A 17,058-nucleotide genomic window follows, 5' to 3' on the forward strand; every position below is an offset into this window, starting at 1 on the left:
TGGCGGTCACGGGACGCTCGGTAACGTTTCGCCCCGTGGCCGAAACCCCTCCCTGGGCGGTGTGCGTCTACTGCGCCTCCGGCCCCACACATCCTGAACTGCTCAAGCTCGCCCACGACGTGGGCCATGCCATCGCCGACCGCGGCTGGACGCTGGTCTCCGGCGGAGGCAACGTCTCGGCGATGGGCGCCGTCGCCGACGGGGCGCGCCAGCACAGCGGGCGCACCGTCGGCGTCATCCCCAAGGCCCTGGTACATCGCGAACTCGCCGACGTGGACGCCGACGAGCTGATCGTCACCGACACCATGCGGGAGCGCAAACAGGTGATGGAGGAACGCGCGAACGCGTTCATCGCGTTGCCCGGTGGCATCGGCACTCTCGAAGAGTTTTTCGAGGCATGGACTGCCGGCTATCTCGGGATGCACCACAAGCCGATCGTCATGCTCGACCCGTTCGGCCACTACGACGGGCTGCTCACCTGGCTGCGCGGTCTGGTCGACACCGGATACGTCGGCACCACCGCCCTTGATCGCCTGGTCGTGGTTAACAATGTGGACGCCGCCATGGCTGCCTGTGCTCCCGGTGAGATCGCTCACTAGAGTTCTTACTCATGAGTAACGACACATCCCGCGCCAGCGTCGGTCTGCTCGATATCGCCAGTCAGCTCCCAGGGTTCTTGGCCGATGCTCCCGCGATCGTGCGCGGGCTGGTCACCGGGCTGGCCGCGCGGCCGACGGCCAAGACCTCGATCGGCAAAGTGTTCCAGGATCGGGCCGCCCAGTACCCGGACAAGGTGTTCCTCAAGTTCGAGGACCAGCAGTACACCTACCGGCAGGCCAACGAGACGGTCAACCGCTACGCCGCTGTGCTGGCCGCCAAGGGCGTGGGTCACGGCGACGTCGTGGGGATCATGCTGCGCAACTCACCCGATGCGGTGCTGCTCATGCTGGCCACGGTCAAGTGCGGCGCGGTCGCCGGGATGCTCAACTACCACCAGCGCGGCGATGTGCTGGCCCACAGCTTCGGTCTGCTCAACCCCCGGGCCGTGGTCGCCGAGAACGACCTGATCGAACCCGTTGGGGAGAGCGGCGCCGAGCCGGACGGCTTGATGACCATCGATGACCTGCGCCAGCTCGCGCTCACCGCGCCGACCACCAACCCGGCCGTCACCTCGGCCGTGCTGGCCAAGGACAAGGCCTTCTACATCTTCACCTCGGGTACCACCGGTCTGCCCAAGGCCAGCGTCATGACGCACTACCGCTGGCTGCGCGCGCTGGGCGGCTTCGGCGGGCTGGGACTGCGCCTGAACAGCAACGACACCCTCTACTGCTGCCTGCCGCTCTACCACAACAACGCGCTGACGGTGGCCACCGGATCGGCCATCAACGCCGGCGCCGCGCTGGCCCTTGGCAAGTCGTTCTCGGCCTCGCGATTCTGGGACGAGGTCATCCGCTACGGCGCCACCTCCTTCGTCTACATCGGCGAGATCTGCGGTTATCTGCTCAACCAGCCGCCCAAGCCGACCGACCGCCAGCACAAGGTGCGGGTCATCGCCGGCAATGGGCTGCGCCCGGCCATCTGGGACGAGTTCACGCAGCGGTTCGGTATCCCGCGGGTGTGCGAGTTCTACGCCGCCAGCGAGGGCAACACCGCCTTCGTCAACGTGTTCAACCTCGACAAGACCACCGGGATCTGCCCGAGCCCGGTCGCCTTCGTCGAATACGACCTGGACACCGGCGAGCCGGCCCGCGGCCCCGACGGCCGGTTGCGCCGGGTCAAGCGCGGCCAGCCCGGCCTGCTGCTGAGCAAGGTGTCCAGCTTCCAGCCGTTCGACGGCTACACCGACAAGTCGGCCAGCGAGAAAAAACTGGTGCGCAACGCGTTCAAGGACGGCGACGTTTGGTTCAACACCGGTGACCTGATGCGTTCGCAGGGCTTCGGGCATGCCGCCTTCGCCGACCGGCTCGGCGATACCTTCCGCTGGAAGGGCGAGAACGTCGCCACCACCCAGGTGGAGGCCGCCATCTCGGCGGACCACCAGGTCGAAGAGGCGACGGTGTTCGGCGTCGAGGTGCCCGGCTGCGGGGGGCGGGCCGGAATGGTCGCCCTGCAGCTCAAGCCCGGTACCGAGTTCGACGGCGGGGCACTGGCCAAGGCCGCGTACGCAAACCTGCCCACCTACGCGGTGCCGTTGTTCGTCCGGGTGGTCGCGGAACTCGCACACACGTCGACGTTCAAGAGTCAGAAGGGCGAGCTGCGCAAGCAGGGCTACGGACCCGACGTCGAGGACCCGATCTACGTGCTGGCCGGCCGGGACGAGGGCTACGTCCCGTTCTACGACGGCTACGCCGACGAGGTGCGGGACGGCAAGCGGCCCAAGTCGTAGCGATTTCGCCCGCGCCGGCGTTCTGTGTGCGGACGAAAACGCGCCGAAGTCGCGCGAGGCTAGCCTGGTGACGTGCAGTCGACGTGGCGGGGCGAGCGAAGCGACGGGAGATTGTTTCTGGGCCGCCCGGTCGCCGTCGACCGGGCGATGATCATGGCCATCGTCAACCGCACCCCGGACTCCTTCTATGACCGCGGCGCCACCTTCGCCGACCAGGCGGCCAAAGAGGCCGTGCACCGCGTCATCGCGGACGGTGCCGACGTCATCGATGTCGGCGGGGTCAAAGCTGGTCCGGGCAGCAGCGTCGACGCCGACGAGGAGATCGCCCGGGTGGTGCCCTTCATCGAATGGCTGCGCGACGCCTACCCGAACCAGCTGATCAGCGTCGACACCTGGCGGGCCAGCGTGGCCAAGCAGGCCTGCGCGGCCGGCGCGGACCTGATCAATGACACCTGGGCGGGTGCCGACCCGGGCTTGCCGGAGGTGGCCGCGGCGTTCAACGCCGGGCTGGTGTGCTCCCACACCGGCGGCGCGGTGCCGCGGACCAGGCCATTCCGGGTGAACTACGGCATCACCGAACGCGGCGTGGTCGACGATGTCATCGCCGAGGTGACCGCGGCGGCCGAACACGCGGTCGAGGTCGGGGTGTCCAGGGACGCGATCTTGATCGATCCGACCCACGATTTCGGCAAAAACACTTACCACGGCCTTAGTTTGTTGCGCCATGTAAAAGATCTTGTTAATACGGGATGGCCGGTCCTGATGGCCCTGAGTAACAAGGATTTCGTCGGGGAGACTCTGGGTGTGGGCCTCACTGAACGCCTGGAAGGCACCCTGGCAGCGACCGCACTGGCGGCCGCCGATGGAGCTGCGATGTTCCGGGTACACGAGGTGGGACCTACACGGCGCGTACTGGAAATGGTCGCGTCTATCCAAGGGGAGCGTCCACCGACGCGGACCGTGAGGGGACTGGCATGACACTCTCGCCTGACCTGGCCACCGGAATCACCGGCCATTCATGGCTCACTGACCACAGCTGGAGCCGACCGATGTGGACGATCGCCGAGCTGGAGGCCGCGAAAGCGGGCCGCACCGTCTCCGTCGTGCTGCCGGCGCTGAACGAGGAGGAGACCGTCGGCGCGGTGGTGGAGACCATCGCGCCGCTACTGGGCGGGCTGGTAGACGAGCTGATCGTGCTGGATTCGGGGTCCACCGACGACACCGAATTCCGCGCCGTCGCCGCCGGCGCCCGGGTGATCAGCCGCGAAACCGCCCTGCCCGAGGTCGAACCGCGCCCGGGCAAGGGCGAGGTGCTGTGGCGCTCGCTGGCCGCGACCACCGGAGACATCATCGCGTTCGTCGACTCCGATCTGATCGACCCCGACCCGATGTTCGTGCCCAAGCTGCTCGGGCCGCTGCTCACCACCGACGGGGTGCATCTGGTCAAGGGCTTCTACCGGCGTCCGCTGAAGGTCAGCGGCGCCGAGGACGCCAATGGCGGTGGCCGTGTCACCGAGCTGGTCGCCCGGCCGCTGCTGGCCGCGCTGCGCCCTGAGTTGACCTGCCTGCTGCAACCGCTGGGCGGCGAGTATGCCGGGACCCGCGAACTGCTGACCTCGGTGCCCTTCGCGCCGGGCTACGGGGTGGAGATCGGCCTGCTCGTCGACACCTACGACAAGCTGGGCCTGGACGCCATCGCCCAGGTGAACCTGGGGGTGCGCACCCACCGCAACCGGCCGCTCACCGAGCTCGCGGCGATGAGCCGGCAGGTCATCGCGACCTTGTTGTCGCGCTGCGGTATCTCGGATTCCGGGGTCGGGCTGACGCAGTTCTTCGCCGACGGTGACGACTACACCGCCCGGACCTCGTCGGTGTGTCTGGAGGACCGGCCGCCGATGAACACGCTGCGCCCCTGAGCCACTTGTCGGTGGGGTAAGGCACTATCGAAGCGTGACCCTGATCCTGCTGTACTTGGTCGTGCTGGTGCTGGTCGGCATCGTCTTGTTTGCCGTGGGCAGCGTGCTGTTCGGGCGTGGCGAATCCCTGCCGCCGCTGCCGCGGGGTACCACCGCGACGGTGCTCCCGGCCTCCGGGGTCACCGGCGCCGACGTGGACGCGGTCAAACTGACGCAGACCTTCCGCGGCTACAAGACCAGTGAGGTCGACTGGGTGCTGGACCGGTTGGGTGCCGAGCTGGACCTGGTGCGTGGCGAATTGGCCGCGGTGCGTGCCGCCTACGGGATTGCCGAGGAACCCGAATCCGCCGAGCATGAGGCGGCGCATGCCCGCGCCGAGGAGTCATGAGCGCGCTGGTGACGGACGACGGTCTGATCCGGTGCGGTTGGGCCCCAATGGATTCCAAACCCGACTCGGTGCTCTACCGCGAGTATCACGACACCGAATGGGGGCAGCCGGTACGGGATTCGGCCGCACTGTTCGAGAGGGTCAGCCTGGAGGCTTTCCAGAGCGGGCTGTCCTGGCTGGTGATCCTGCGCAAACGGGAGAACTTCCGTAAGGCGTTCAAACGGTTCGATGTCGACAAGGTGGCCCGCTTCACCGATCGGGATGTGCAACGCCTGCTGGCCGACGAGGGCATCGTGCGCAACCGGGCCAAGATCGACGCCACCATCGCCAACGCCCGGGCGGTGTCCGACCTCGATGTCGAGTTTGCCGACCTGTTGTGGTCGTTTGCGCCGGAGCGGCGCGAACGGCCCGCCGACATGTCCTTGGTGCCGGCGGTCACGGCCGAGTCGACGGCAATGGCGAAGGAACTGAAGCGTCGCGGGTTCCGATTCGTGGGGCCGACGACGGCCTACGCACTGATGCAGGCGACCGGGATGGTGGACGACCACATCGCCTCGTGTTGGGTGCCGTCAGCGACCTGAACTGGTCACAGTCAGGCGCCATCGCCGGGTCTTTTCACACCGAAGGCTCCGGATAGGGAACAATAGAGTCAGTTCACTATCCATCTCGAGCCGGTGAGACCGGCCATGAACGGGTCCGCCGGCGCGGGCCGGCGCACGCGGAGGGAGCACACGATGGCGGCGATGAAGCCCCGGACCGGTGACGGTCCACTGGAAGCAACCAAAGAGGGGCGCGGCATCGTGATGCGAGTACCACTGGAAGGTGGGGGACGACTGGTCGTCGAACTCACCCCGGACGAGGCTGCCGCACTGGGCGACGAGCTCAAGGGCGTCACCAGCTAGTTCCACCCCGCCACAGCGCTGATCCCCTCGGGGTCAGCGCTGTACCTTGCGGTAGATCTCCACGGTCTGCTCGGCGATATGGGCCCACGAGAACTCGTCGATGCAGCGCTGCCGACCCGCCGCGCCGTAGCGACGCGCCCGCTCGGGGTCGGCCACCAGCGTGTTGACCGCATCGGCGAGCCGCTGCTCGAAGAACGCGGTGTCCGCGGCGTCGTAGTGCACCAGCAGGCCGGTGCTGTGGTCGGCCACCACCTCGGGGATGCCGCCGACATCCGAGGCCACCACGGCCGTCGAGCACGCCATCGCTTCGAGGTTGACGATGCCCAGCGGCTCGTACACCGACGGGCATACGAACACCGATGCTGCCGACAGGATTTCGCGGATCTTGCCGATGGGCAGCATCTCCCGCACCCAGAACACGCCGGACCGGCTCCGGGCCAGCTCCTGCACCGCCGAACTGATCTCCGCCGCGATCTCCGGGGTGTCCGGTGCGCCCGCACACAACACCAGCTGCACGTCGGGATCGAACTTGTGTGCCGCCGCAACCAGATGTGCGACGCCTTTCTGGCGGGTGATACGGCCGACGAAGGCCACGATCGGCTTACCCAAGTCCACCCCGAGCTCGGTCAGCACCGACTCACCCGGTTCCGGCGGGGAGGGGTACCACACCGTGGTGTCGATCCCGTTGCGCACCACGTGCACCCGGCTGGGGTCTAGCGCCGGATACGTGCTCAACACGTCGTCGCGCATCCCGGAACTGACGGCGATCACCGCGTCGGCGGCCTCGATCGCGGTCTTCTCCACCCAGGACGAGACGCGGTACCCGCCGCCGAGCTGTTCGGCCTTCCAGGGTCGCAGCGGTTCCAACGAGTGGGCGGTGAGCACGTGCGGGACACCGTGCAGCAGCGCGGCCAGATGCCCGGCCATCCCCGTGTACCAGGTGTGTGAGTGCACGACGGTCGCATCCGCCGCGTTGTTCACCATCACCAGGTCGGCCGACAGGGTGGACAGCGCCGCGTTGGCGGAGGTGAGCGCCGGATCGGGCTGCGCCACGATGGCGGTGTCCCGCGGTGCGCCCATGCAGTGCACGTCGACCTCGCATAGCCGCCTGAGTTGGGTGACCAGTTCGGTGACGTGCACGCCGGCGCCGCCGTACACCTCAGGCGGATACTCCCGTGTCATCATCGCCACGCGCATGCTGTGCACGGTAGTGGGCCGCGGTTCGCCGCGCACCGTTGCGGTCGAACCCGCGGGATGGCACGACGGGCACCGCAGCGAAATGTCTTGACCGACATGCGCCAATAGGGCCGATTGGCTGGCCCTGGTGCGGTATCGCCGATAGGTTGGCACCATGAGGGAAGCGCCACATGTGCTGGGCATCGTCCTGGCGGGCGGGGAAGGGAAACGGCTCTACCCGCTGACGGCCGACCGGGCCAAACCGGCGGTGCCTTTCGGCGGTTCCTACCGGCTGATCGACTTCGTGCTCTCCAACCTGGTCAACGCCAGATTCCTGCGGATTTGTGTTCTCACGCAATATAAATCGCACTCGCTGGACCGGCACATCTCGCAGAACTGGCGGCTGTCGGGTCTGGCCGGCGAATACATCACGCCGGTCCCGGCCCAGCAGCGCCTGGGCCCACGCTGGTACACCGGCTCCGGGGATGCGATCCTGCAGTCGCTGAATCTCATCTACGACGAGGACCCCGACTACGTCGTGGTGTTCGGTGCCGACCACATCTACCGGATGGACCCGGAGCAGATGCTGCAGTTCCACATCGAGAGCGGTGCGGGCGCCACCGTGGCCGGCATCCGGGTGCCGCGTTCGGAGGCCTCGGCCTTCGGCTGCATCGACGCCGACGACTCCGGCCGGATCCGGGCGTTCGTGGAGAAGCCGGCGAACCCGCCCGGCACGCCTGATGACCCGGAGCAGACCTTCGTCTCGATGGGCAACTACATCTTCACCACCAAGGTGCTCATCGACGCCATCCGTGCCGACGCCGAGGACGACCACTCCGACCACGACATGGGCGGTGACATCATCCCGCGCCTGGTGACCGACGGGATGGCTGCGGTGTACGACTTCAACGACAACGAAGTCCCCGGCGCCACCGAGCGCGACCACGGGTACTGGCGTGATGTCGGCACCCTCGACGCGTTCTACGACGCGCACATGGACCTGGTGTCGGTGCACCCGATTTTCAACCTGTACAACAAACGGTGGCCCATCCGCGGCGGCTCGGAGAACCTGGCCCCGGCCAAGTTCGTCAACGGCGGCTCCGCCCAGGAGTCGGTCGTCGGCGCGGGCAGCATCATTTCCGCGGCCTCCGTGCGCAATTCGGTGCTGTCGTCCAACGTCGCCATCGACGACGGCGCCATCGTCGAGGGCAGCGTGCTGATGCCCGGCGTGCGGATCGGGCGCGGCGCCGTGGTGCGCCGGGCAATCCTGGACAAGAACGTCGTCGTCGGGCCCGGGGAGATGGTCGGGGTCGACCTGGAAAAGGATCAGGAACGCTTCTCGATCAGCGCCGGGGGAGTGGTGGCCGTCGGCAAGGGCGTCTGGATCTAGGCGGCAGCCCGACACTGACGACATCGTCGGCGGTGCTCAACGCCGGGGCGGCCAACCCCGTCGTCACCACACGGCGTGACGGCTCAGCCGCGTCGCTGCTTGTGGTCGTCGCTACGCGGCCGGTCGTGCGGCGGGACGATCGGGGTGTCGCGCGGAGTGCGCCCCCGGCCCGCCAGGGTACTCAGGGCCCGCCGGCAGCGCGGGCAGACCGGTCGGCCGGTCTTGTCGACCGTCCACTTCTTGCCGCCCCCAGGGCAGGGCGTCGCGCTCGGGCTGGGCATGGCCTGATCCTAGATCGGGCTCTATGTCACCAGACGTAGGGCACGATGCGATAGCGAATCGTCCGGGTGTATTCGTCGTAGCCGGCCAGTTCGGTCCGCAGCAGCGACTCCTCGTCGAGGATCCGCAGCACCAAGACTGGCACGGCCAGCAGGGCGACGAGCAGACCCCAGTAGGAGTCCAGCGCCAGCGGCATACCGAACATCGTGATCAGCGCACCGGAGTACATCGGATGACGGACAACGGCGTACAGGCCCGTGGAGACCAGCGGTTGCTCGTCCTCGACCTGGATACTGGCCCCGGCGTAGTTGTTCTGCAGGATCACCGCCTGTGCCAGCACCAGGCCGAGCACCACCAGCACGTCGCCCAGAACGACCACCGCGGTCGGGACGTGCGACCAGCCGAACCGGTGATCCAGCGCGCTCACCACCGTCAGCGCCACCACGGAGGCGAACGTCGCCGTGATGATCACCTTCTGCAGCGGCCGGGTCTCGGCGGTGGGTCCGCCGTGCATCCGCCGGGCCAGGGTCGCCGGGTTCTTCACCGCGAGGTAGAGACTGGGTCCCAGGGTGGCGGTCAGAAAGACGGCGATGAAAACCCAAGCCTGCCAATAATTCAGCGTGCCCGCGGGCAGAAACAACAGCACCCCGAAGAACAGCACCCCGGACAGCCCGGACGCGACGGTCTGGATGGCGAGCTTCATCGGATATCCCTCCGGCGGAACGCGGCGACGCCGACGGCGCTGAGCGCCACGTCGATAACCAACAGCCACAACAGGGGTGTGGCGGTGAGGGCACCGGGGTGCGGGACGTGGGCGAAGGGCTCCAGATCCAGCAGCAACTGCGGGAAACCCGACAGCGAGCCCAGCAGGAAGAGCGCGATGAAGCCGACCAACACGCCCCACGCCAGCGGCGTGAAACGCGGTGCGAGCCCGAAGATCGCCACCGTGACGGCCACCAGCAGCCACACCGCGGGCAGCTGCACCGCCGCGGCGCTCACTACGGTCGCCAGTTTGCCGCCGATATCGCCGGCCGCCGCCCCGTAGGTCAGTCCCGCCACCACGCCGGCGATCAGTAGTGCGGCCGCAGATCCGGCCACCGCGAACACCAGATGGCCTGCCATCCAACGGGTCCGGCTCACCGATCCGGACAATACGGTCTCGGCGCGCTGTTCGGACTCCTCCTGGTGCAGCCGCAGGGTGAGGGAGATGGCGAACGCCGAGGCGATCATCGCCAGCATGGTGAACGCCACCGCCACGAACGCCTCTTCCATGGCGGCGCTGCCACCCAACCGCACCACCACATCGCGTGCCACCGCACTGTTACCGACCTCGCCGGCGATCCCGTGCACCACGCTGCCGATCACCAAGCCGTACAGGCACAGCCCGACGGTCCACAGCAGCAACGCGCCTCGGTCCAGTCGCCGAGCCAGACCGAACGGGCCGCTGAGGCTCGGCGCGGCGACCGGGGCGCCCGGCCGTTCGGCGAACAATCCGGCGCCCACGTCGCGGCGGGCCAACAACCGGTAGGCCAGGGCGGTCAGCGTCGCGGTGAGCGCCAGATGCAGCAGCAGCACCCACCAGCGGTCCCCGGCGAACGGGCGCACCTGCAACGACCAACCCAGCGGGGACAGCCAACTCAACAGGCCGCCCTCGGCGCTGGAGGCATCCCCGACTGCCCGCAGGGTGAACGCCGCGCCGAGTGCGGAAAATGCTGCGCCACGGGCGAATCGGGCACTCGACGACAACTGCGCGGTGACCGCGGCCACCGCCGTGAACACCAGGCCGGAGGCGGCCAGCGCAATGCCGAAGGCGATGGACCCGCTCGGCGGGATGTCCAGGGTCAGCAGGCCGGCGGTGCTCAGCAGACCGGTCAGCACCGATGCGGCACCGGTGAGCACCAGGGTGGCCGTCAGCCCGGCGTATCGGCCGACGGCAGTGGAGTCGAGCAGTTCCGTGCGGCCGGATTCCTCGTCGCCGCGGGTGTGCCGGATGACGGTGAGGATGACGGCCACCGCGATGAGCAGGTGGAACATCCCGGCCTTCCACACGCCGACGGCGCCGACGGACTCGTTGTAGATGTTGCCGTACAGCGCACGCTGGGCCGGGCTGGCCATGATGGTGGCGGCGAAGGCGGCCCGGTCGGCCGCGGTGGGATACACCGCCTCGGTACTGCCGACGTACACCGTCGACACCGGTATCGACAGCAGCAGCACCCACAGCGGGAGCACCACGCGGTCACGGCGCAGGTAAAGGCGCAGCAGGCTTTCGGTTCCGGTGAAACTGGAGCCGCGCAGTGCGGGCCGGTCCAGCAGGGTCATGAGTGCACCACGTCGTAATGCCGTAGGAACAGGTCCTCCAAGGTGGGTGGCTGACTGACCAGGCTGCGCACCCCGGCGTCGCCGAGCACCTTGATCACCCGGCCGAGGCTTTCGCTGTCGACCTGGGCACGCAGCGTGCTGCCGTCCAGACTGACATCCTCCACACCCGGGATGAGGCTGAGATCGCCGGGGTGGCGCAGCATCTCGGCGGTGATCGAGGTCCGGGACAGGTGTCGCATCGAATCCAGGGTTCCGGTTTCGACGGTGCGCCCGGCGCGGATGATGGTCAGCCGGTTACAGAGCGCCTCCGTTTCGGCGAGGATGTGACTGGACAGCAACACGGTGGTGCCGCGACCGTTCGCCTCACGCACGCATTGCTGAAAGATATTCTCCATCAACGGGTCCAAGCCGGTGCTCGGTTCGTCCAGCAGCAACAGTCTGGCGTGTGAGGCGAACGCGGAGATCAAGGAGACCTTCTGCCGGTTGCCCTTCGAGTAGGTCCTGGCCTTCTTGGACGGGTCGAGGGCGAATCGCTCGATCAGCTCGGCACGCCGGCGGTCGTCGATACCGCCGCGCATCCGCGCCAGCAGGTCGATGGTCTCGCCGCCGGTCAGCGACGGCCACAGGGTGACATCACCGGGTACGTAGGCGATATCGCGGTGCAGTTCGACGGCATCGGACCACGGGTCGCCACCGAGCAGGCGGACCGTGCCGGCGTCGGCGCGCACCAACCCGAGCAAGACGCGAATGGTGGTGGACTTGCCTGCGCCGTTCGGCCCCAGGAAGCCGTGCACCTCGCCGTGCGCGACGGTGAGATCCAGCCCGTCCAGGGCGCGCGCCGCGCCGAAGTTCTTGACCAGTCCTCGTATTTCGATGGCGTTCTGCGTCATCAGTTGTTCCCTTCCACAGAGGTGACGATGGGCAGTCCCTGGTCGTCGTGGGCGGCGAACGCGTCGTACATGGTGGAGTCGGTGAGCAGGCCGTGGGTGTAGACCTCGAGGGCGGGCAGCACCATCTCCTGGGCGTAGTCGTGCAGCACCGCGCGCAGGTCGGTGGGGTTGTCGTGCAGTTGCAGATACATCAGGAAAGCGCCGCCGCCGGCCATGGCCAGGAATCGCGCGCGCGCCTTGGGGTTTCGGCTCGGTTTGACGGTGCCGGCTCGAACGCCCTCCTCGATGTACTGCTCGACGTTGTCGATCATCTTGCGCCACAACGTGTTCGACAGCTCGCCGCCGGTCTGCATGGAACGCACCAGGTAGGCCATCGCTGGCGCGAAGGATTCGATCTCGGCCAACTGGGCGAACCAGCTGGCCGGGTCGGTGCTCTGGATGGACTCGCTCTTGGCCTCCAGGATCAGTTCCGCGATGTACTCGTCGCACGCCCGGCGCAGCTTGTCCTTGGAGCCGAAGTGGTGGATCACCAGCCCGGGGCTCACGCCGGCGGCGGCGGCAATGGCCCGCACGCTGGTGCCGAAGCCGTGCTGACCGAACTGTTCGATCGCGGCGTCGCGGATCCGGGCCACTGCCGTCAGATCGTCGGCTGAACGCATGTTCAGTACGTTAAACGCGCGTTTAGTCCGCCGTCAAGGGTTTCTCTCGCGAGCAGACGCAAAGGGCCCCAATTTGCCGGTCCGCGAGGGCCATATGTGTCTGCTCAGCCGGCCAAACCCAGGAGGCGACCAGAGATGCGCGCCACCAACTCGACGGGGTGACGACGGACGTCGTCGACGACCAACGGGATGGTCGTCCACCCACACTCCTGCAGTCGGGCCACTTTCATCCGGTCGTGGCGCAACGCCTCAGGTGTCGCGTGCCATTCCATGCTCTCGTACTCGGCGACCAGCATGGCTTCCGGCCACGCAAAGTCGACGCGCCACAGGCGACCCTGGAGGTCGACGATCTCGTACTGCAACTCGGGCATCGGCAATCCGCCGTCGATGAAGACCAGCCGCGTCTCGCTCTCCATCGGGGACTCCGCCCTGGCGTCGGCGTACTGCAGCACCTCGCGGACGTTGACGATCCCGCGGCGGCCCTTCTGCTCGCCGACGGCGTGCGAGAGCTCGGCGACCGTGGTGGACCGTGTGCGCAACGCGGCGTCGAGGACGGCCAGCGCGCGCGGTCGTCGCACCGAACGCGCCAACTCGACCGCCGTCCACGCGGGTGTCGTCGCCAGTCGATGGCCGACCTTGCGCAGCGGTGCGCCGAGCCGCTGATGCACCATCACATCCGGAGTCGGCCGAAGCCGACGGCCCGGGTCGAGGATGTGCAGGCGGGTGTCGGGTTCGGTATTGAAGCCGTAGAGATCGGCCGCCGTATTCAGGCACGCCACGATGCGCACGCCCGTCCGCAGGTCGAGCGCCTCGAGTCGGGTGATCGCGTCCGGCGGCCTGATCGCGTACACGCCGCGCTGCACGCGAATGAGTTCTCCGCGTTCGACCCGACCCCGCAATTGTTTACGGGTCATGGTTGCGAGCAACTCGCGGGTACCGAGCACCTCGGTGTCCGCGAACACGTCACGCCAATCCACACCGAGGATCGTGGCCGCGATCGGCTACAGCGGGTAGCGCCGACGGCTGAGGCCTGTGGATAACTCGACGAACAGACGCCAAGGGCCCCGGAACACCCCGAAATAGGGGCCCCACGCGTCTGCTCGCGGATAGAAGGTTAGTCGCGGGCGGCGGCCAGCAGCCCGTCACCCAGTGGCACCAGCACCGGGGTGAACCGCTCGTCCTCGGCGATCAGGCGGGCAGCTTCGCGCACGGCACTCACCTCGGGATCGCTGGCCGACGCATCCCCGGCGCGGCCACCGAGTGCGGCACGGTGCACCACGACCGCGCCGCCGGGGCGCAGCAACCGGACGGCCTCGGCCACATAGGCCGGCTGATCCGTCGGCGCCGCATCGATGAACACCAGGTCATAGGACTCGTCGGCCAGCCGGGTCAGCACTTCCTGAGCGCGGCCGGCGATCAGCCGGGTGCGCGACGGCCCCACCCCGGCCTCGACGAACGCCTGCTTGGCCAACCGCTGGTATTCCGGCTCGATATCGATCGTCGTCAGCACGCCGTCCTCGCGCATCCCGGCGAGCAGCCACAGGCCGCTGACCCCGGCGCCGGTGCCCACCTCGACGACGGCCTTTGCTCCGGTCAACCGGGCCAGCACGCTCAGCAGCGCGCCCACGGCCGGGGTGACGGCACCGGCGCCGCTGTCCACGGCGCGTTCCCGGGCCGCAGCGGTGACGTCGTCCTCGGTGATCGAGCCCTCGGCATGGGCGACGATCGCCTGGGCACGCTGGGCGGCGTCGTCGGTGCTGGTCATGCCCGCAGCGTAAAGCCAAGGGCGACCGGCTTGCGCGCCGACACGCCCGCCCGTGGAATCAGGATCACATCCACTTTCGATCTGGTTTTGGCTGGTCGATTATGGGGTAAAACGCTTTCTCAGGAATTGTTCAGTTTTCTTCTATGTCTGCCTTATCGCCATCGGCGAACGTACTGGGCATGAACATCGGCGGAAGCTGGCACCCGGGGAATAGCGATTTCTATGGTCGCGTTCCACAAGGCACCGAGCAGTCGCCGGAGACGGACGGCTGCCACAGCGACACGGAGGATCTGACGAACACCACCACGCGCCTGGCCACACCGGTCTCGATGCCGCACCTGGAGCAGTACACGGACGGCGATTGGGTGGAGCCCTCGGACGAACTGACCGGGACGGCCGTATTCGACGCTACCGGTGACAAAGCCGCCATGCCGTCGTGGGACGAGCTCGTCCGCCAGCACGCCGACCGCGTGTATCGGCTGGCCTACCGCCTGTCGGGTAACCAGCAGGACGCCGAGGACCTGACCCAGGAAACGTTCATCAGGGTGTTCCGCTCGGTGCACAACTACCAGGCCGGCACCTTCGAGGGCTGGCTGCACCGCATCACCACGAACCTGTTCCTGGACATGGTCCGCCGGCGCACCCGCATCCGTATGGAGGCGCTGCCCGAGGACTACGACCGGGTGCCGGCCGAGGACCCGAACCCCGAGCAGATCTTCCACGATTCGCGCCTGGGCCCGGACCTGCAGGCGGCCCTGGACTCGCTGCCGCCGGAGTTCCGTGCGGCCGTCGTCCTCTGCGATATCGAAGGTCTGTCCTACGAGGAGATCGGTGCCACCCTGGGCGTCAAGCTCGGCACCGTGCGTAGCCGCATTCACCGTGGACGCCAGGCGCTGCGCGAACATTTGGCCAAGCACTCCGATACCCTGCCGACGTCCGCCTGAGCGTCGCAGGTGTGGGGCACAGCTTCCCGCGCTACATTCAAAAGAACAGAGTGTGCGCGATGCGTTGTGGCCAGAGAGGAGCTGGGTGATGGTCGACCCCGGGGACGTGTTCCGGCGCGCCTTCTCCTGGTTGCCCACTCAGTTCGCCTCGCAGAGCAGCGAGCCGGTGGGCCCACGCCGGTTCCGCTCCACCGAACACCTCTCCACCGAAGCCATCGCCGCGTTCGTCGACGGTGAGCTGCGGATGACGGCGCACCTGCGGGCCGGTCATCATCTGTCGCTGTGCCCGACGTGCGCCGCCGAGGTGGAGGCCCAGCGCCAGGCCCGCTCCGCCTTGCGGGACTCCTGCCCGATCTCCATACCGACCTCACTCCTCGGCCTGTTATCGCAGATCCCGGATGAGAATCCGAGGGAAGCGACGGTCGACGAGACGGCCGAGGAGTTCGCTGACGAGCCGGTACGGCCCCGCCGCAAGCGCCGGTAGATTTGATGAGACAGACAGCTGTGCGCGCCCCCTCGGGCGCGCCGGAGTGGAAAGTGATGCACGGGTGACCAATCAGGACCCCTCCGGCGACCGGCCCCGGCTGGCACCGCGCCCGGTCTCGCGTCCCCCGGTGGACCCGGCGGCGCAGCGCGCGTTCGGCCGGCCCGCCGGTTTCGACGGCTCCTTCCTGGCCGCGGACCAGTACCAGGACCAGGGCGAGTACACCCCCAGGGACCAGGCGCCCGACCCGGTGCTGGCCGAGGCGTTCGGCCGGCCCTATCCCGGTGTCGACTCGCTGCAGCGTCATCCCGCCGACGCCGGCGCATTGGACGCCGAACGCGATGGTGACGGCCCCGACATGGCGGCCGACCCATGGCGCGATCCCGCGGCCGGGGCGGCCCTCGGTGCGCCCGCGGTGACGCCCGCCGGGCCCACCGTCGTCACGGCCCCGCAGGGCAAGCTCGGGGTGCGCGATGTGCTGTTCGGTGGGCGGGTGTCCTTCGTGGCGCTGGCCATCCTGGCCATCGTCGCGCTGGTCATCGGTTTCGCCGGTGGCTGGGTGGGCCGCAAGACCGCCGAGGTGGTCGAGGCGTTCACCACCTCCAAGGTCACCTTGGAAACCAGCGACAACCCGCAGAACCCGCCCGGGCGGTTCGCGAAAGTGGCCGCTGCCGTGGCTGATTCGGTGGTCACCATCGAGGCGGTCAGCGACCAGGAGGGCTCGCAGGGCTCCGGTGTGGTGGTCGACGGGCGTGGCTATATCGTCACCAACAACCACGTGATCTCCGAAGCGGCGACCAACCCGAGCAAGTTCAAGATCTCCGTCGTCTTCAACGACGGCAAGGAAGTGCCGGCCAACCTCGTCGGCCGCGATCCCAAGACCGACCTGGCCGTGCTCAAGGTCGACAACGTCGACAATCTGACCGTTGCGCGGATGGGCGACTCGGACAAGCTCACCGTCGGCGAAGAAGTGATCGCCGCCGGTGCCCCGCTGGGCCTGCGCAGCACCGTCACCCAGGGCATCATCAGCGCCCTGCACCGGCCCGTCCCGCTCTCGGGCGAGGGCTCGGACACCGACACCGTCATCGACGGCGTGCAGACCGACGCGTCGATCAACCACGGCAACTCCGGCGGCCCGCTGATCAACATGAACTCCGAGGTGATCGGCATCAACACGGCCGGTAAGTCGCTGTCCGACAGCGCCAGCGGCCTGGGCTTCGCGATCCCGGTCAACGAGGTCAAGGACGTCGTGCAGGCGCTCATCGAGGCCGGCAAGATCTCGCACCCGACGCTGGGCCTGAGTGCCCGGTCGGTGAGCAACGACGTCGCCTCGGGCGCACAGGTGGCCAACGTCAAGGCCGGGGGCCCCGCCGAGAAGGCCGGCATCCTGGAGAACGACGTGGTGGTCAAGGTCGGTGGCCGCAATGTGGCCGACGCCGACGAGTTCGTCGTCGCGGTGCGCCAGCTCAAGATCGGGCAGGAGGCCCCGATCGAGGTGGTCCGTGACGGCCGGCACGTGACGCTGATGGTCACCCCCACCGGCGACAACCCCACCTAAAC

19 protein-coding genes are annotated in these 17,058 nt (G+C 68.0%); 11 read left to right on the plus strand and 8 right to left on the minus strand.

What is annotated here, in order from left to right; genetic code table 11:
* The first annotated feature begins 35 nt into the window (after positions 1–35).
* The 7 genes from AWB94_RS03695 to AWB94_RS03725 all read left to right on the plus strand — a co-directional run bounded on the left by AWB94_RS03695 (position 36) and on the right by AWB94_RS03725 (position 5,592).
* Positions 36–599, plus strand: coding sequence for a cytokinin riboside 5'-monophosphate phosphoribohydrolase (locus AWB94_RS03695; protein ID WP_062659202.1), 564 nt, complete (start codon positions 36–38; stop codon positions 597–599).
* Positions 600–610: 11 nt separating this feature from the next.
* The gene (gene fadD6, locus AWB94_RS03700; protein ID WP_062659203.1) at positions 611–2,386 is read left to right on the plus strand and encodes a long-chain-acyl-CoA synthetase FadD6; all 1,776 of its coding nucleotides are present in this window, start codon (positions 611–613) and stop codon (positions 2,384–2,386) included.
* Between the two features lie 147 nt (positions 2,387–2,533).
* On the plus strand, positions 2,534–3,364 hold the full coding sequence (gene folP / locus AWB94_RS03705; RefSeq protein WP_084395452.1) for a dihydropteroate synthase: 831 nt from the start codon (positions 2,534–2,536) through the stop codon (positions 3,362–3,364).
* Complete coding sequence (locus AWB94_RS03710; protein ID WP_062659204.1) at positions 3,361–4,302, plus strand: glucosyl-3-phosphoglycerate synthase; 942 nt, start codon at positions 3,361–3,363, stop codon at positions 4,300–4,302. The genes folP and AWB94_RS03710 overlap by 4 nt, the downstream gene beginning before the upstream one ends.
* Before the next feature lie 34 nt (positions 4,303–4,336).
* On the plus strand, positions 4,337–4,690 hold the full coding sequence (locus AWB94_RS03715; protein WP_062659205.1) for a DivIVA domain-containing protein: 354 nt from the start codon (positions 4,337–4,339) through the stop codon (positions 4,688–4,690).
* Positions 4,687–5,271 carry a DNA-3-methyladenine glycosylase I gene (locus tag AWB94_RS03720; protein WP_109762559.1) on the plus strand — a complete coding sequence of 195 codons (585 nt, stop codon included), beginning with the start codon at positions 4,687–4,689 and terminating at the stop codon, positions 5,269–5,271. The genes AWB94_RS03715 and AWB94_RS03720 overlap by 4 nt, the downstream gene beginning before the upstream one ends.
* Before the next feature lie 153 nt (positions 5,272–5,424).
* Positions 5,425–5,592: a DUF3117 domain-containing protein gene (locus AWB94_RS03725; RefSeq protein WP_003406247.1), complete on the plus strand. Its 168-nt coding sequence runs from the start codon at positions 5,425–5,427 to the stop codon at positions 5,590–5,592.
* A gap of 33 nt (positions 5,593–5,625) precedes the next feature.
* On the opposite strand, the gene glgA is transcribed toward AWB94_RS03725, so the two are convergent.
* Entirely contained in the window at positions 5,626–6,789 is a 1,164-nt protein-coding gene (gene glgA / locus AWB94_RS03730) for a glycogen synthase (protein ID WP_062659243.1), read from the minus strand.
* 154 nt (positions 6,790–6,943) lie between these two features.
* On the opposite strand from glgA, the gene glgC reads away from it, so the two are divergent.
* Positions 6,944–8,158 (plus strand): glucose-1-phosphate adenylyltransferase, encoded by a 1,215-nt coding sequence (glgC, locus tag AWB94_RS03735; protein ID WP_062659207.1) that lies wholly within the window; start codon positions 6,944–6,946, stop codon positions 8,156–8,158.
* Positions 8,159–8,241: 83 nt separating this feature from the next.
* Here glgC and AWB94_RS34505 read toward each other — a convergent pair whose 3' ends face one another.
* The 7 genes from AWB94_RS34505 to AWB94_RS03765 all read right to left on the minus strand — a co-directional run bounded on the left by AWB94_RS34505 (position 8,242) and on the right by AWB94_RS03765 (position 14,070).
* A complete protein-coding gene (locus AWB94_RS34505) occupies positions 8,242–8,439 on the minus strand; it encodes a hypothetical protein (RefSeq protein WP_131805399.1) in 198 nt (65 codons plus the stop codon).
* Positions 8,440–8,465: 26 nt separating this feature from the next.
* Positions 8,466–9,140, minus strand: coding sequence for a methyltransferase family protein (locus AWB94_RS03740; protein WP_062659208.1), 675 nt, complete (start codon positions 9,138–9,140; stop codon positions 8,466–8,468).
* Positions 9,137–10,756, minus strand: a complete 1,620-nt coding sequence (locus AWB94_RS03745; protein ID WP_109762561.1) for an ABC transporter permease — start codon at positions 10,754–10,756, stop codon at positions 9,137–9,139. The genes AWB94_RS03740 and AWB94_RS03745 overlap by 4 nt, the downstream gene beginning before the upstream one ends.
* Positions 10,753–11,646, minus strand: coding sequence for an ABC transporter ATP-binding protein (locus AWB94_RS03750; protein ID WP_062659209.1), 894 nt, complete (start codon positions 11,644–11,646; stop codon positions 10,753–10,755). Before AWB94_RS03750 ends, AWB94_RS03745 begins: the two co-directional genes overlap by 4 nt.
* Positions 11,646–12,305, minus strand: a complete 660-nt coding sequence (locus AWB94_RS03755) for a TetR/AcrR family transcriptional regulator (protein WP_062659210.1) — start codon at positions 12,303–12,305, stop codon at positions 11,646–11,648. Before AWB94_RS03755 ends, AWB94_RS03750 begins: the two co-directional genes overlap by 1 nt.
* A gap of 104 nt (positions 12,306–12,409) precedes the next feature.
* On the minus strand, positions 12,410–13,219 hold the full coding sequence (locus AWB94_RS03760) for a type IV toxin-antitoxin system AbiEi family antitoxin (protein ID WP_234811611.1): 810 nt from the start codon (positions 13,217–13,219) through the stop codon (positions 12,410–12,412).
* A 200-nt stretch (positions 13,220–13,419) separates the two neighbouring features.
* Positions 13,420–14,070: an O-methyltransferase gene (locus tag AWB94_RS03765; protein WP_024450847.1), complete on the minus strand. Its 651-nt coding sequence runs from the start codon at positions 14,068–14,070 to the stop codon at positions 13,420–13,422.
* A gap of 179 nt (positions 14,071–14,249) precedes the next feature.
* On the opposite strand from AWB94_RS03765, the gene sigE reads away from it, so the two are divergent.
* The 3 genes from sigE to htrA all read left to right on the plus strand — a co-directional run bounded on the left by sigE (position 14,250) and on the right by htrA (position 17,056).
* Entirely contained in the window at positions 14,250–15,014 is a 765-nt protein-coding gene (gene sigE, locus AWB94_RS03770; protein WP_062659212.1) for an RNA polymerase sigma factor SigE, read from the plus strand.
* A gap of 88 nt (positions 15,015–15,102) precedes the next feature.
* Positions 15,103–15,498 carry an anti-sigma E factor RseA gene (gene rseA, locus AWB94_RS03775; RefSeq protein WP_062659213.1) on the plus strand — a complete coding sequence of 132 codons (396 nt, stop codon included), beginning with the start codon at positions 15,103–15,105 and terminating at the stop codon, positions 15,496–15,498.
* Between the two features lie 64 nt (positions 15,499–15,562).
* Positions 15,563–17,056 (plus strand): serine protease HtrA, encoded by a 1,494-nt coding sequence (htrA, locus tag AWB94_RS03780; RefSeq protein ID WP_062659214.1) that lies wholly within the window; start codon positions 15,563–15,565, stop codon positions 17,054–17,056.
* Positions 17,057–17,058: the final 2 nt, after the last annotated feature.

Source organism: Mycolicibacterium canariasense, assembly GCF_002101555.1.
Classification (GTDB): domain Bacteria; phylum Actinomycetota; class Actinomycetes; order Mycobacteriales; family Mycobacteriaceae; genus Mycobacterium; species Mycobacterium canariasense.